The organism is Bifidobacterium callitrichos DSM 23973 (assembly GCF_000741175.1).
GTDB lineage: Bacteria > Actinomycetota > Actinomycetes > Actinomycetales > Bifidobacteriaceae > Bifidobacterium > Bifidobacterium callitrichos.
The window spans coordinates 22,843-37,977 of sequence record NZ_JGYS01000004.1; the positions used below are offsets into that span (position 1 = coordinate 22,843).

Annotated in this window: 10 protein-coding genes and 2 rRNA genes; 4 read left to right on the top strand and 8 right to left on the bottom strand. The window is 62.4% G+C overall.

What is annotated here, in order from left to right:
- The first annotated feature begins 120 nt into the window (after window positions 1-120).
- A complete protein-coding gene (gene rplK, locus BCAL_RS03200) occupies window positions 121-552 on the top strand; it encodes a 50S ribosomal protein L11 (protein WP_043165768.1) in 432 nt (143 codons plus the stop codon).
- 15 nt (window positions 553-567) lie between these two features.
- Window positions 568-1,260: a 50S ribosomal protein L1 gene (rplA, locus tag BCAL_RS03205; protein ID WP_043165766.1), complete on the top strand. Its 693-nt coding sequence runs from the start codon at window positions 568-570 to the stop codon at window positions 1,258-1,260.
- A gap of 122 nt (window positions 1,261-1,382) precedes the next feature.
- Here rplA and BCAL_RS03210 read toward each other — a convergent pair whose 3' ends face one another.
- The 8 genes from BCAL_RS03210 to BCAL_RS03245 all read right to left on the bottom strand — a co-directional run bounded on the left by BCAL_RS03210 (window position 1,383) and on the right by BCAL_RS03245 (window position 11,377).
- Complete coding sequence (locus tag BCAL_RS03210; RefSeq protein ID WP_043165764.1) at window positions 1,383-2,408, bottom strand: helix-turn-helix domain-containing protein; 1,026 nt, start codon at window positions 2,406-2,408, stop codon at window positions 1,383-1,385.
- Between the two features lie 35 nt (window positions 2,409-2,443).
- Window positions 2,444-3,589 carry a hypothetical protein gene (locus BCAL_RS03215; protein WP_043165762.1) on the bottom strand — a complete coding sequence of 382 codons (1,146 nt, stop codon included), beginning with the start codon at window positions 3,587-3,589 and terminating at the stop codon, window positions 2,444-2,446.
- A gap of 3 nt (window positions 3,590-3,592) precedes the next feature.
- Entirely contained in the window at window positions 3,593-5,521 is a 1,929-nt protein-coding gene (locus tag BCAL_RS13690; RefSeq protein ID WP_238549604.1) for an ATP-binding cassette domain-containing protein, read from the bottom strand.
- Window positions 5,522-5,691: 170 nt separating this feature from the next.
- Complete coding sequence (locus BCAL_RS03230; RefSeq protein WP_043165758.1) at window positions 5,692-6,324, bottom strand: hypothetical protein; 633 nt, start codon at window positions 6,322-6,324, stop codon at window positions 5,692-5,694.
- Window positions 6,325-6,425: 101 nt separating this feature from the next.
- Window positions 6,426-6,980, bottom strand: coding sequence for a hypothetical protein (locus BCAL_RS13075; protein WP_156101954.1), 555 nt, complete (start codon window positions 6,978-6,980; stop codon window positions 6,426-6,428).
- A 149-nt stretch (window positions 6,981-7,129) separates the two neighbouring features.
- Complete coding sequence (locus BCAL_RS03235) at window positions 7,130-8,212, bottom strand: sensor histidine kinase (RefSeq protein WP_238549605.1); 1,083 nt, start codon at window positions 8,210-8,212, stop codon at window positions 7,130-7,132.
- A gap of 109 nt (window positions 8,213-8,321) precedes the next feature.
- Window positions 8,322-8,981, bottom strand: a complete 660-nt coding sequence (locus BCAL_RS03240; protein ID WP_160268286.1) for a response regulator transcription factor — start codon at window positions 8,979-8,981, stop codon at window positions 8,322-8,324.
- A 20-nt stretch (window positions 8,982-9,001) separates the two neighbouring features.
- Window positions 9,002-11,377 (bottom strand): DUF6020 family protein, encoded by a 2,376-nt coding sequence (locus BCAL_RS03245; protein ID WP_238549606.1) that lies wholly within the window; start codon window positions 11,375-11,377, stop codon window positions 9,002-9,004.
- A 459-nt stretch (window positions 11,378-11,836) separates the two neighbouring features.
- On the opposite strand from BCAL_RS03245, the gene BCAL_RS03250 reads away from it, so the two are divergent.
- A 16S ribosomal RNA gene (locus BCAL_RS03250) occupies window positions 11,837-13,355 on the top strand.
- A gap of 432 nt (window positions 13,356-13,787) precedes the next feature.
- Window positions 13,788-15,135, top strand: a 23S ribosomal RNA gene (locus BCAL_RS13495); the annotation flags it as partial.

The following is a 15,135-nucleotide window of genomic DNA, read 5'->3' on the forward strand; positions in this document are numbered from 1 at the left end:
GCAATATAAGTTGCGGGAGGAGACCGCGCAGATCCGTACGACGTCCGGCTTCGGCCGAGGCATTGGCCGGCTCATGTGCGGCGACCGATAGCACCGCGTTATAGAAAGAAGAACCATAACATGGCTCCCAAGAAGAAAGTCTCCGCGCTGATCAAGCTGCAGATTCAGGCTGGCAAGGCCAACCCGGCCCCGCCGCTGGGTCCTGCCCTTGGTTCGCACGGCGTCAACATCATGGACTTCTGCAAGGCGTACAACGCCCAGACGCAGGACAAGATGGGCCAGGTGATCCCGGTTGAGATCACCGTGTACGAAGATCGTTCCTTCACCTTCGTCCTCAAGACCCCGCCGGCAGCGGCTCTGCTGCTCAAGGCCGCCGGTATCGAGAAGGGCACCGAGAACCCGCTGACCCACAAGGTCGGCTCCGTCACCAAGGCTCAGGTCCGCGAAATCGCTGAGGTGAAGATGCCCGACCTGTCCGCTCGTGATATCGAAGCTGGCATGAAGATCATCGAAGGTACCGCCCGTTCCATGGGCATCACGGTGACCGACTGATAAGGAGAAGGACAGATGGCTAAGCATTCCAAGAAGTACCGCGAGGCGGCCGAGAAGGTCGATCGCAACAACCTGTACACCCCCGACCAGGCCATCGCGCTGCTCAAGAGCATGCCGACCCGCAACTTCGACGAGACCGTCGAGGCCGTGCTGCGCCTGAACGTCGATCCGCGCAAGGCCGACCAGCTGGTCCGCGGCACCGTCAGCCTGCCGAACGGCACCGGTAAGACCGTCCGCGTCCTGGTGTTCGCCCGTGGCCCGCAGGCCACCGCCGCTCAGGAAGCCGGCGCCGACATCGTCGGTGATGACGACCTGATCGCCAAGGTGCAGGATGGCTTCCTCGACTTCGACTCCGTCGTCGCCACCCCGGACATGATGGGCAAGGTCGGCCGCCTCGGTCGTGTGCTCGGTCCGCGTGGCCTCATGCCGAACCCGAAGACCGGCACCGTCACCATGGACGTGGCCAAGGCCGTCAAGGACATCAAGGGCGGTAAGATCGAGTTCCGTGTCGACAAGCACGGCAACCTCTCCTTCCTGATCGGCAAGGCCTCCTTCGAGGAGAAGGCTCTGGACGAGAACTTCCGCGCCGTGGCCGAAGAGGTCAAGCGTCTCAAGCCGTCCACCGTCAAGGGCCGCTACGTCACCAAGGCCACCATCACCTCCACGATGGCTCCCGGCATCCCGGTCGACCCGGCTTCCATCGCCTGATTTCGATCATTTCGATCGGTGATGCAGCCGTCGGTCCGTGACATGGCGGACTGATCGGAACATATAGAGCGCCGGACGTTGAGTACTTCTCAGCGTCCGGCGCTCTCATATTTCCACGTATTTCAGTGTTCCGCGTGCATGCGGCCCAAGGCGATGGCGGTGGTGAGGACGTAGGCCTCGCGCGGGTCGGTGGCGTCCCAGCCGGTGGAGTCGGCTGCACGCTTGAGGCGATAGCGCACCGTGTTCGGATGCACGTTGAGCGTGCGTGCGGTGGTTTCGAGCGATCCGCCGGAGGCGAGGAACGTCGAGACGGTGAGCATCGTCGGATCATCGGGATTCGTGCCGGCGAGCGACCCGTACACCACATTGACCAGTTCGCGTCGCGCGTCCGGATCGCCGAGCAGCGCACGCTCCGGCAGCGCGTCCTCCGCCCGCAGCAGCGTGACGCCCCGCACGGGGCGAGCCGTGCGGGCTCCGGATACGCCGGCGACACCTGAGCTATCACCCGGCGAACCGGGCGTCAATGCCGGTGCCGCCTGCAGCGTGGTCAACGCCGCGCCCAGCGTCGCGGCTGCGCCCGCAACGCCATGACGCACCGGTCCCAGACAGAGCGGACCATTCGATCCGTTCGCCGTCTCGTCCCTCGCCCCGGCCTGCGTCCCGGCTTCGTCAGCATCATCGCGATCGGCGACGGTGCCATTACCGGTGCCACTGCCGTTGCCATCGATGCCGTTGGCGACGGCATCGCCTCCGAATGCCGGCGATACCGCCGTGCACACGACCTCCGGCCTGACCGCCGCCTCGATGCGGATCACCGCGGCCACGACGCCATCCCGCACGCCGCACACGGGCGATTCGCCGCCCAGATCGGTGACCGCCCTCTCGACCGCCTGCATGGTCGCCGCAGCGTTCACAGCCGGCCGTCCCGCGATCGCGAAACAGGGGACATCGCCGTCCCATCCCAGAACGCGCAGCATCGATGCCACGCGATCGTCGGACAATCCGTCGGCAAGCGACTCGAACGCGACCCGCGTGAGCAATGTCCGCGCATCCGAACGTTCGGCGCCCGACTCGTCACCGCCATCGGCGACGCCTTCGGCAACGGACCTGGAGACATGCGAGGTCAGCATATCGAGAAAATCAGCCATACCCACCAGTGTAATGACTTCGGGGCAGCCGCTCCTCACCGGTTCTTGAAGTATCGGAACAGCTGCCGCTCCCGTATCGTGCCCGCACGCGCCAACGCGCCGACCAGCACGCCGACGTACACCGCCACCGGCACGCGCAGCAGCGTATCGGTGAGCACCATCGCGTCCGCGTCCGTATTCTCCAACCACATCCACGCCAACACCGGCATGCACGTGACGATCGCGATCAGCGTCCACACGCTCGTCTCGACGAGCACGCCGACGACCATGGCGCTCTTCGGCACGCCGCAGTGCAATGCGGACGCGAGTTCCAGCCGACGCAGATGCACCGCGATCCATCCGACCATCAGCGCGACGACGCCCGCCACCAGTGGCGACCACACCGTCAGCCGGTCGCGGAACGCCGCGATCGCATCGAACGGGCGCCCCTGCGATGTGTTGAGCTGGGCGACGGTCGGCCGTTCCTGCGTGGCCGACTCGTCGCCCTCCGTGGTGACGCGCAGCAGCGATTCGATGTTCTCGGGCACCGGCCACGCCTTGACCCAGCACTGGTCGAACGGCTCGTCGTCCGACGCTGCAACCGGCATGATCGCCGCATACGAGTAGCCGCTCTGACGCCCGTCATCCGGCCATTCGTAGACGCCGGCGACGTCGACCGTGCGATCGTCGCGCAGCGTGACCTGGTCTCCGGGCCGCGCGCCAAGCGGTTTCGCGGACTCCTGCGACAGCCACACGCCGTCCCCCGTGCTCGGTCGCACCGCGTCGCGCGCGGTGGTGGTGCTGTTCGCGAATATGCCGGTCGCCCCCGTCGTCGCCTCATACGTCGGCACGCCCGTGGACGGCAGCGCCGCGAACGTGAGCTTGCCGGCCGCAGCGCGCACCGCTCCGGAGGCGATGACCCCGTCGAGCGAGGAGAGGCGATCGCACGCCGCCCCATCGATGTGCCCGGTGAAGGTGATCACGTACGTGGAGCCGCCCGAGGCGACGAACGAGTCGGCGCGCCGCTGGATCGTGGTGATCGACGCCAGATCGGCCAGAACGCACAGCGTCATCAGGCAGATGAGCGTCACGGCCATCGCGCACGCGTGCGAGGTGCCGGAGGCGAGATTGCGCACGGCCTCGTCGAGTACGCCGCGCAGTCGCATGCGGGCGGGGCGTGGACGTCCGTTCGTATCGGTCATCGTCTAACTCACCTCCCCACGCTCGGTCCCACGCTCGGTGCCGCGATCATCCGACTGGAAGTCGCCCAGATCGATGAGATCGGTGCACGCGTCACGGGTGCGCGGATCATGCGTGGCGACCACGACGATCGCCCCGCCCATCGACAGCGCATGCAACCGCTCGTTGACCGTCGCCGCCGTATTGAGATCAAGCTGCGCCGTCGGCTCGTCGACCAGCATGAGATCGGCACCGCTCGCCACCCCTCGCGCCAGCATGAGCCGCTGCGCCTCGCCGCCGGACAGGTCACGGAACCGCTTTCCCGCCAACGACGTCAATCCGAACGCGTCTAGCAGCTCCATCGCATGCGCGGTCGCGTCCGCACGCCGCTCGCCGCGCGCGATGAACGGCAACGCCACATGGTCGACGGCCGACCGACGCGCCACGCCATGCGGATTCTGCAGCACCCAGTTCACACGCGAGCAGCCGATGCGCTCCACCGTGCCGCTCGTCGGCGTCACCCATCCTGCGATGATCGACAGCAGTGTCGACTTGCCCGACCCGGACGGGCCGGTGAGCGCATACACATGCTTCGGCAGCAGCGTCACCGTCAGATGCCGGAACAGCATGTCCTCGCCCGACGGATCGAACGTATGCCCCACGTCGTGCAGCTCGACGCGCTTACCCTGATCGGCGCTCTGAACGATGCCCTGATCGGCGATTCCCGTCATCGTGGAATCACCCCCGGCAGGCTCGTCGGAGGCGGGGGAGACGTCCACCGAGGAGAACGAGCCAACCCCGTCCGGCGCGACCATCGTCTTGCCGAGCTGCGAGGCGATGATCGACACCGGCGTCGGCTTGCCTGACACGGTCACGCACGCCTTGCCGCCCGACGCCCGATACAGCGACGACGGCGGCACGGTGACCGCCTCGATCGGCTGCGCCAGCCGCCACGTATACGACACCTGAACGGTGCCGCCCTCACTGCTGCCACCACTCGATGCGCCCGTACCTCCGGAGCCGCCCGTGCCGGCGCCCGAGCCCATCTGTCCGGAGCCGCTTCCCAGACTCGCCAGACGATACTCGGTGCTGCCTGTAATCGCCGACAGCACGCTCTGATCGGTCAATTCCGTGGTCCCCGTGGGAACAGGCACCGTGGTCGACCCGATCGACAGCACACGATCGCCCGAGACGAGATCACCGGACGTCACACCCGAGCCTGCGGCTCCCGACGCGCCACCCGACGATGCAGCAGCCGCGGACACGGGCAACGTCGCCTTCACCGGCGCCGCGCTGGTGACCAGCAGCTCCGCGCCCTGCGCGATCTGCTGGCCCACGGACACCCGGCATTCGGCGACGGTCGCGCTCGCGGACGGCAGCCAGATGAAGAACGACGGGTCAATCGCCCAACCGCCCTCCTTGGTAATGCGCCTAGCCCCCACGCTGTCGGCCAGCTTGTTGTAGGCGGTGATGGAGTTCCACGTGAACCAGTCGGAATCCGGCGCCGCATAGCCGAGCGCGCGCAGTGCGTCGTTCAGCGAGCGGGCGTCGGGTCCCTTCGTGCCGCTGGTCAGCGTGCGGTACGGCGGTGTGACGGTATGCAGGGCGAGCACCGGTATCGCATCCACGCTGATCGGCGTGCCGCCCGAGGCGATGGTGGCGTTCGCCGCGCAATGCGACGCGGTCACCCTGCCCGCCACCGGTGAGACGATGGTCGAGGAGGTGCCGAGCGTCACCGTCAGTTGCACGGATCGCGCGTCGTCGAACTGCGAGGCGGCGACCTTCATGCTGCCGGCGGAGGTCGAGGATTCCAATGATTGCGGGATGCGCGATCGGGTCAGCAGGAAACCGGCTCCGAGCCCCACGGACACCAGCATCGCCGCCAGTAGGATGAACACCGAAACGGCCACGCCGGTGTGCGCACCCCCGCCGCGCGGCTTCTTCGTCCTATGCATCGCGTCCTCCTCCTGCCCCTGCGCAGTTGATCCTATTCCTACTGTAGATCCTGTTTTTGGGGGAAACACTTCGAGACGTCATCTCGGGGATGACGTCTCTAGTCGGCTTCGCACGCGAACCACTGTTGGACGTCAGGATCGGATTCATCGACGCCGTTGCCGTAATCCCGTTACTGCGCGTTCACTGGATCCTGCGAGCAGGCGAGGAAATGCCGGTAGTCGGGTGACGATTGCTCCATGTACTTGCCGAACATATCCATATACCGGTCGTTGTCATCGTAGATGGTCTCGTATTCCTGCACGGTTAGTCCCTGATCCGCCAATCCATGTTTTTGCAGGCACGCTAGAGACAGTTTCATTAGCTCATTCCGGCTGAGGTTGTCAGGATTGGATTGCAGGGATTGGTACAACGGTACCAGCTCCATGTAGCCGGTTTGGGCATGGCATGCATCGGTTGCCTTGGTCAGGGCTTCTTGGCTCATATCACCGGAAGCGCCTCGCAGTTCCTCGCCGTTATCGGTATAGGACCAGTTCACTCCCTGGCTGCTCATGCACGAGGTATACCGGTCTATGAACTCCTCGAACTCGGCATCGGTGATTTTACCGTCTCTGAGGATGCCTTTGGCCAGTTCGCTACTTGTCGTCTCGTAGTTGTGCCTGAAATCAGAGGCATATGGACCGCTGAATTGCTGCTGCGCATCAGGGGAGGATTGTTGCCCGCATGCGCACAGGGCCATCGGCAGCACCATAGCGAGAGCAGCTGCAAATGCCCTGTGCCCGATACGGTTGTGCATTGCCCCCATCTCGACTCCTTTGATGATGATCGGGTGAGAAACAAGGGCGACAGATGAATGGATGTATTCTGCCGCCCTCGGATTATCAACGATATGGGTTTGGACGACGACTAAGAAACCCTGCCAAATGCGGCTGTGAAGGTATTCGCTGAATGTAGTCCCGTTACATCGGCCCAAGAGCGGACTCCATTTGCTTCCCACCTGCCGTATCGCCATACCCCAAAGCCAAGATCATCGTATCCTTTACGCTGATGTTGTGCTTTGAAGCCGGGATTGGCTTTGGCGTACTCAAGGGTGTACTCGCCTCGCCCATATGGATCGTAAACTGTCGCGACCGCCATTGCTGCGGAGGGCAACATCGCCCCGCCTACTGTCACGCCCACCGCGAGAAATGCTCCGCAGATGGTCTTTCTCAAATTGTGCTTCATGATGTTTTCCTTTCGGTTGATACCCCACTTCGTTGAGGGTAGCTCCATTATGCATCCTGTAGTGGTGGATGATTTGTCGCTGAAGGGAGATGCGTAGTCCTCAGGTTGACGTGCTGGTCCAATAACCGCTTCGATAATCGTGATTTCTCGTATGGTGATATCGAAAGCTCCGAAACAATTTAAGAGATGGAAGGTGCGTATGAATATGCATTCGATGTGGAAAGGCGTGGTATCCATGATGCTTGTGCCCGTATTCCTGTGCTCATTGGTCGTGGGAGAGGGGCTAGTCGTCGGGAACATCGATTTGGTGGGATATCCTATCGCATTGGTTCATTGTCCTCCATGGATACCGCCGCAGTATTGCTCCTGACGATGAATTGGATGGTCTAGACCAAGGGTAGGTGGACGAAGCAGATCCATTGCGCGTCGCGTATTGTGTAGGACAGGTCTCCCCCAGCCTGACCGATGCGTCGTGCATGGACGGTGAGTCCCCTGTTGCCAGGGGACGGGTGCGTCATGGGTGCGATCCCGTTGGTCTGCATGATCTCGATGTAGTCGTCGCACAAGGTGACAGACAGTTGATAGTCCGTGTCCCCGACCGCATACTTCGCCATATTCGCATACAGCTCGTCAATCAACGATCGCAGCATGCGCACGCGCCCGATGTCGGGGTGCACAGTCAGACCGAAGTCGTGCAGCTCCGCGTGACCATGCAACCCTTGTTCGGCAAGTGCCCTGTCATGGTCGTGGCATAGGGCTCGTAGATCGTCGGGCAGGTCGTTGTCGTTCCCACGCGATGCGTCCGTCCGCTGCCCCTCGGACATCGCGTCGATGATGCGATGTACCTGCGTGAGCGCCTGCCGTGACTCCTCATCGATGCGGTTCCATGTTGCGGCATCGACGTCGGGGTGTTCGCTTATGTGCTGCTGCGCGGTCAATGAGATGCTGGCCAGACTCCCCGCCACGGAATCATGTAGCTGCGAGGCATACTCCAGCAGCGACAGCGTGTGGCTGTCCTCCTGCTGCTGGATCGACCGCCGGTATGCTGAGTCCTTGTGCTGTGCCATGTCGTTGCGCTGGCGCAGACCATAGCCTGTGATCTCGGCTATGACTGCACAGGAAAGCAGAAAAACTCCGGCGGACATGGTGGGCCCCTGTACGTGCGGCCCCTCATTGAGCCGGGTCTGTGATAGCTGCATCAGCAGATTGGCCAGAAAACATGCGACCGCCATCGCAATAGTGCCTTCGACGTATACGATGATGCCCGAGGCAAGGCACGTACCCCACAGGCGGCTGGCTCCGCCGCTGGTATCCACGAAGCAGCAGGCAATCTCCACGGCGAGGATACCGCATGCGCCAAGGCGGGGAAGCAGACAGATCAGTGCGATCGATGCCATGTGCAGGATGGATATCATCATGGAATAGGCGTCGACGGTAGGTCTGACGGACCAATCCGCGGCGGTGAGCATGAGCGTGATGATGACCAATGCTAGGCGTGCCCGGTGTGTGCGTAGCTCGCGCACCGGATGTCGCATCGTCTCCGTGAGATCCGCAAGCGCCGCTCGCGCGGCGTTCCTCTCAAGCATCGGACTCTCCAGTCCATTTCGCTACGGCCTCGCGCAGCGAACCAGCGCCCAGTTTGCGCTTGGCCCGCGCGATGAACGACTTCACCGTCGATTCGCTCACCTGCATCGTCACGGCGATGTCCTCTACCGCCAGCCCGCGGGACAACAGGTTCATGACAGTGGTTTCCTTGCCGGACAGCAGCTTGTGATCCGGCTGATGCGTGACTCGGATATGAGCAATCGTCGTGTTGTCGAACAACTCCCCCCATGTGCCGCCCAGCAGCACCGTGCGTAGAGCGTTGAGTATTTGGGCGCGGTCCGCCTTGGAGACGATTCCCTGCGCACCGGCCAGCGCCGCGTCGCGCGCGTAGTATCCGACCGGGAACGCGGTGATCGCCAGAATCGGCATGGTGCCGAGTCTTCTGCGGATGCGCATACACACGTCCGCGCCGCTCCACCCATTGCCGAGCGACATGTCTGTCAGGAGTAGATCCGGTCTGGTGTCTGGAGTCAGGCACCGCTGCACGGTCTGTTCGGCGGATGTTGACGTCCAAGCTACGCGCAGACCATCCGCGCTCGCAATGACGGCACTCAACCCCTGCGCGGTGAAGGGATCGTTGTCAAGTATCGCGATGCCGCAATGGCGTTCGGCGTTCCCATCCATATCACCCATATCTACGATTGTAGGCACCATCATCGCTGTTGACGATGCCTGTTAGGACGTGGGTTCCATCGCGAATCACGCCAGAACGTGAGCAGGAGGAAGCCGAAGCAGAACGCGACGGGCAGCATATGGCGTTCGAAGTTGTTCGCCGGGGCGGTGATCATCACGCCCATGAGCAGCAGCAGCGGCAGGTGCCAGGCGAGCGCACGCCAGCGTCGCAGGACCACCTCGGCGGCACCGATGAGCAGCGTCATGATCACGTAGAAGTTGCCGTGCGTGACCCATCCGAGCACCGGGATCGCGCTCCACGAGTCGGCGAAATTCGCCACCTGCGTACGCCACTTGTGGTGATAGTACTTGATCCACGTCGAATTGACCTGCACGTAGTCGCTGTCCACGTAGTAGCTCATCGACACGTACGGCTGGTCCGCGATGTCGAAGTATCCGTAGCATTTCGCCATCAGCGCGTCGATCGAGACGATCGGATTCGCTTTGACGATCTCGAGCCACGCCTTGTTGAACCCGTCCATGTCCTCCGGCTTGACCGAACGCCAGCGGTAGCTGACCTTCTTCGACTGGATGCCGGACGATTTGACCGGATCGGCGTCCTGCGGGAAGTACGCGTCGGCCATCTGGTCGAGGTTGAACACGGGGGCGAGCTGTTTCCTTGCCGATTCGGGGATCGAATCGGGGTCACGCTGCGCCACGCGCGCGATCATCTGCAGCTGCACGCCGCGGCTTTCGATCGGATCGCCCCCGATGATCGCCCCCGACCTGATCGCCATCGTGATGCCGCCGTGGATGAGGATCGTCGGCAGCAGCAGCGCGACCACGTACGTCGTCCAACGGCGGCGATCCGCGAGCAGTGCCAGCACGAACTCGAAGAGCAGCACGTACCACGCGTATTTCGCCGAGATCAGCATCACCGTGTTCGCCGCGACGAACGCCGCGAACGAGCCGCGGGGGAGCCGGATCGGGCGGGGTGCACGACTTCGGATCCGTCTGCCTGACAGCCTCGCACGGATCCCCGCGATGCCGTGGCTCCGCTCCGACGCCTCGTCCAGCCCGATAGCGCGGCCGTGCGACACCGCCAGACGGTCGCCCGACGTCGCGTACAGCTCGTACCAGATGCCGAAGGCCCACAGGAACGCGAACGCGAACAGCGGCGACTTGGTCAGCGAGATCGTCGAGAACACGGTCAGCGGGCAGATGAGGAAGAACAGCAGCACCGCCACGCGGACCGGCGCGTGCGCGGCCTGAGCCGGCAGCGCCGCACGCACGCCCCGCTCCGGACGGTCGAACCGGCGCGGCATGAGCCGTTCGCCGCCGCGCTCGGGATGCATGAAATCCGTGCGATCCGCGCGCCCCAGCCATGGCAGGTTCAGGAAGCGGTGCATGGTCGCGGCGCTCACGCACGCCGCGAACAGGAACTGCGTGGCCGCGAGCGTGATCGTTCCCCAGTCGTTCGAACCGGTCAGGTATCTGGACGCAGCGAGCGTCGCACCGTAGAACAGCGTCAGCACGATGTTGTGCTGATCGGTCAGATACGTCGGATCCGCCGGCCACATGTAGTGCGCCGTCGGGTAGATGTCCATCGGCGCGAACGAGAAGAACCCGATGTACGGCTGCTTCAGACCGGTCCACTGGTTCCATGCCCAGCTGAACTCGCGCGCCTGACTGCGCAGATCCGCGCCGAACGCGGCGAACAGCGTCGTCGGCGCCCACAGCCATCCGACCAGAAGAATCGCGGTGAGCTTCCAGCGTCTGTCGGTGGCGCGTACGATCCATCGCGCGAGGAACGCACGCGCGAGCCCCGCGGCGGTACGCGTTCGCCGCCATCCGATGCGGGTGATGCGAACGATGGGTGCGAGACTGCGCTTGTCGGTGGTGTCGGTGGTGTCGGAGGTGCCAGTGGTGTCGACAGTGTCGGAGGTGTCGACGATCGCATCGGCATGGCCGCGCCGCCGCGCTCGTGGCACCATCCGCAGCGGCGAACGGGTGCCGTCCGGCTCGGTCGTCCAGCCGAGCAGCGGCTGACGTCTCGCCTTGCGCACCAGCGACACGATGATGATGAGGTAGATGACGAACGCGGCGATGCCATAGCCCGCATTCATCCATCCGAACCGCGCAATCGACGAATCGGCCCAATACAGCGGTCCGACCGCCGTGCACCACGCCAGCCACAGGCACGCCGCCACCGCCAGCGTCCATCGGGCGATGCCCCCGATGCGGTCGGTGATGCGATCGGTGTGGCCAGTGTGGCCGGTGTGGTCGGTATGGTCGCGTTCCGCAGCGTGCGACACCTTGGCCGTGGTTCGGCTCGAAGGCGTTGCGTGCGCGTCGCCGTTGCGGCTATCCTGCGCGCTGGTATGGGGGATGATACGAGGACTGGAGGCATCGGTCATGTCCGCCATTCTACTTGTTCGACTGTTCGTTACCTTCGGGCTACCGTCCGGAGCCGATCGCGGGTGTATCCTGAAACCAGAACGGCCGATGAGGGGCTGTTTGCGACACGCCGAGAAGACCGTGTGATTGCAGCGGTTTTCCGCTTCAGCGTGCCTTCGTGTTTGCGCAAATGCGCATGGATGACTATTCTGTTCTCTTGCTGCCGTTCGGATGCGGAACTTCAACTTCATGATTGTTTCCACAGTCCGGATGTGTGTGGTGGTTTGAGAACTCAAGAGTGTGTTTGTACTACTTCTTTATAGTCAATGATTGCCAGTCCGTTGCAGGCCTGCCTGTTTTGGGTGGGTTCCCTTGGTTGGGTTGAATTGCGGCGGGGTTTTGTGTGAATGTCCTTCCTTAAGGATGTTCTCGTCTTTTTTGTTTTGAGAGTCATCTGTCGATGCTCTTTCGCATGTTTTTTTGTGGAGGGTTCGATTCTGGCTCAGGATGAACGCTGGCGGCGTGCTTAACACATGCAAGTCGAACGGGATCCCGGGTTTCGGCCTGGGTGAGAGTGGCGAACGGGTGAGTAATGCGTGACCGACCTGCCCTGTACACCGGAATAGCTCCTGGAAACGGGTGGTAATGCCGGATGCTCCGACATGCTGCATGGCGTGTTGGGAAAGATTTATCGGTATGGGATGGGGTCGCGTCCTATCAGGTAGTCGGCGGGGTAACGGCCCACCGAGCCTATGACGGGTAGCCGGCCTGAGAGGGCGACCGGCCACATTGGGACTGAGATACGGCCCAGACTCCTACGGGAGGCAGCAGTGGGGAATATTGCACAATGGGCGCAAGCCTGATGCAGCGACGCCGCGTGCGGGATGACGGCCTTCGGGTTGTAAACCGCTTTGATTGGGAGCAAGCGAGAGTGAGTGTACCTTTCGAATAAGCACCGGCTAACTACGTGCCAGCAGCCGCGGTAATACGTAGGGTGCAAGCGTTATCCGGAATTATTGGGCGTAAAGAGCTCGTAGGCGGTTCGTCGCGTCTGGTGTGAAAGTCCATCGCTTAACGGTGGATCTGCGCCGGGTACGGGCGGGCTGGAGTGCGGTAGGGGAGACTGGAATTCCCGGTGTAACGGTGGAATGTGTAGATATCGGGAAGAACACCAATGGCGAAGGCAGGTCTCTGGGCCGTTACTGACGCTGAGGAGCGAAAGCGTGGGGAGCGAACAGGATTAGATACCCTGGTAGTCCACGCCGTAAACGGTGGATGCTGGATGTGGGGCCCTTTCCACGGGTCCCGTGTCGGAGCTAACGCGTTAAGCATCCCGCCTGGGGAGTACGGCCGCAAGGCTAAAACTCAAAGAAATTGACGGGGGCCCGCACAAGCGGCGGAGCATGCGGATTAATTCGATGCAACGCGAAGAACCTTACCTGGGCTTGACATGTTCCCGGCGACGGCAGAGATGTCGTTTCCCTTCGGGGCGGGTTCACAGGTGGTGCATGGTCGTCGTCAGCTCGTGTCGTGAGATGTTGGGTTAAGTCCCGCAACGAGCGCAACCCTCGCCCCGTGTTGCCAGCATGCAGTGATGGGAACTCACGGGGGACCGCCGGGGTTAACTCGGAGGAAGGTGGGGATGACGTCAGATCATCATGCCCCTTACGTCCAGGGCTTCACGCATGCTACAATGGCCGGTACAACGGGATGCGACAAGGTGACTTGGAGCGGATCCCTGAAAACCGGTCTCAGTTCGGATTGGAGTCTGCAACCCGACTCCATGAAGGCGGAGTCGCTAGTAATCGCGAATCAGCAACGTCGCGGTGAATGCGTTCCCGGGCCTTGTACACACCGCCCGTCAAGTCATGAAAGTGGGTAGCACCCGAAGCCGGTGGCCTAACCGCAAGGATGGAGCCGTCTAAGGTGAGACTCGTGATTGGGACTAAGTCGTAACAAGGTAGCCGTACCGGAAGGTGCGGCTGGATCACCTCCTTTCTACGGAGATTTCAGGCTCGTGTTTGCGAGTCGTTGTGGGCCCGGCGGCCGGATGTTCCGGTTGGTCCGGGTTGCTGGTGTGGAAGAGATCGTTGGCTTGTGGTCGTGGCCGTCGTTGGTCGTGGCCGGTGGTACGGGCATGCTTTTGGGTTCCCGGATCGCCACTTCCCGTGGTTGTTCGCGGGGGCGGGTCCGTCGTCGCGCGGCGTGGTCGTCCGGTCGTTTGGCCGGGTGGTCGGGTCGTGTGTGCGGTGGTGGTTTGAGAACTGGATAGTGGACGCGAGCAAGTGACAACTTTTGTTGTTTCTTGCTGTTGATTTCGAAGAGCACTTTTTTGTGTTCGTCGATCGTTTTGTGATCATTCTAGTTGTATTGATGTGTCGTCTGGGAGTTCGCTATGGCAGTGCTGGCGGCCGGCATCCTTGTTGGGTGTGGGTTGCTTGCAAGGGCGTAGGGTGGATGCCTTGGCAGACAGGACCGATGAAGGACGTTTGAGGCAGCGATATTCCTCGGGGAGCCGCCAACAGGGCTTCGATCCGAGGGTCTCCGAATGTGGGAACACGGCCGTCGTTATGGGCGGTCACCGGCTTCGGCCGGGGGGTACGCAGGGAAGTGAAACATCTCAGTACCTGCAGGAAAGGATATTCCGTGAGTAGTGGCGAGCGAAAGCGGATCAGGCCAAACCGCGTGCGTGTGATACCCGTCGGGGGTTGCGTGCGTGGTGTTGTGGGAGCGTGTGTCCCGGTGCCGACGTGCCGGGCGGGAGTGATAAAACCATGTGTGAGGCGAACCGGGTTGGATACCGGGCCGTAGAGGGTGATGGCCCCGTAGCCGTATGCGCATGGTCTCCTGATCGCGTGTCCCAAGTAGCACGGGCCCCGTGGAATCCCGTGCGAATCCGTGCAGACCGTTGCATAAGCCTAAATATTCCTGTCTGACCGATAGTGTACGAGTACCGTGAGGGAAAGGTGAAAAGTACCCCGGGAGGGGAGTGAAATAGTCTCTGAAACCGTGCGCCTACGATCCGTCGGAGCCTTCTTGTGGGGTGACGGCGTGCCTATCGAAAAATGAGTCTGCGAGTCAGTGGCATGTGGCGAGCGTAAGCCGTGTGGTGTACGCGTAGCGAAAGCGAGTCTTAAAAGGCGTTGTAGTCGCGTGTCCTGGACCCGAAGCGGGATGATCTAGCCCTGAGCAGGTTGAAGCGCGGGTAGGACCGTGTGGAGGACCGAACCCACCTGGGTTGAAAACCGGGGGGATGACTTGGGGTTAGGGGTGAAAGGCCAATCAAATTCCGTGATAGCTGGTTCTCTCCGAAATGCATTTAGGTGCAGCGTCGGTTGATTGCTTCCGGGGGGTAGAGCTACTGGATGCGTTGCGGGCCCGTACAGGGTACCAACAGCAACCAAACTCCGAATACCCGTGAAGTGTATTCCGGCAGTGAGTCGGCGGGGGATAAGCTCCGTCGTCGAGAGGGAGACAGCCAGATCGTCGTCTAAGGTCCCGAAGCGTGTGCTAAGTGGGAAAGGATGTGGAGTCGCATAGACAGCCAGGAGGTTGGCTCAGAAGCAGCCACCCTTGAAAGAGTGCGTAACAGCTCAACTGGTCTAGTGGTTCCGCGCCGACAATGTAGCGGGGCTCAAGCACACCACCGAAGACGCGGCAGCAGTTTTCTGCTGGGTAGGAGAGCGTCCCACACCGGGTCGAAGCGGCCGCGTAAGCGTGTCGTGGACTGTGTGGGAGTGAGAATGCAGACATGAGTAGCGAGAGCGGGGTGACGGAC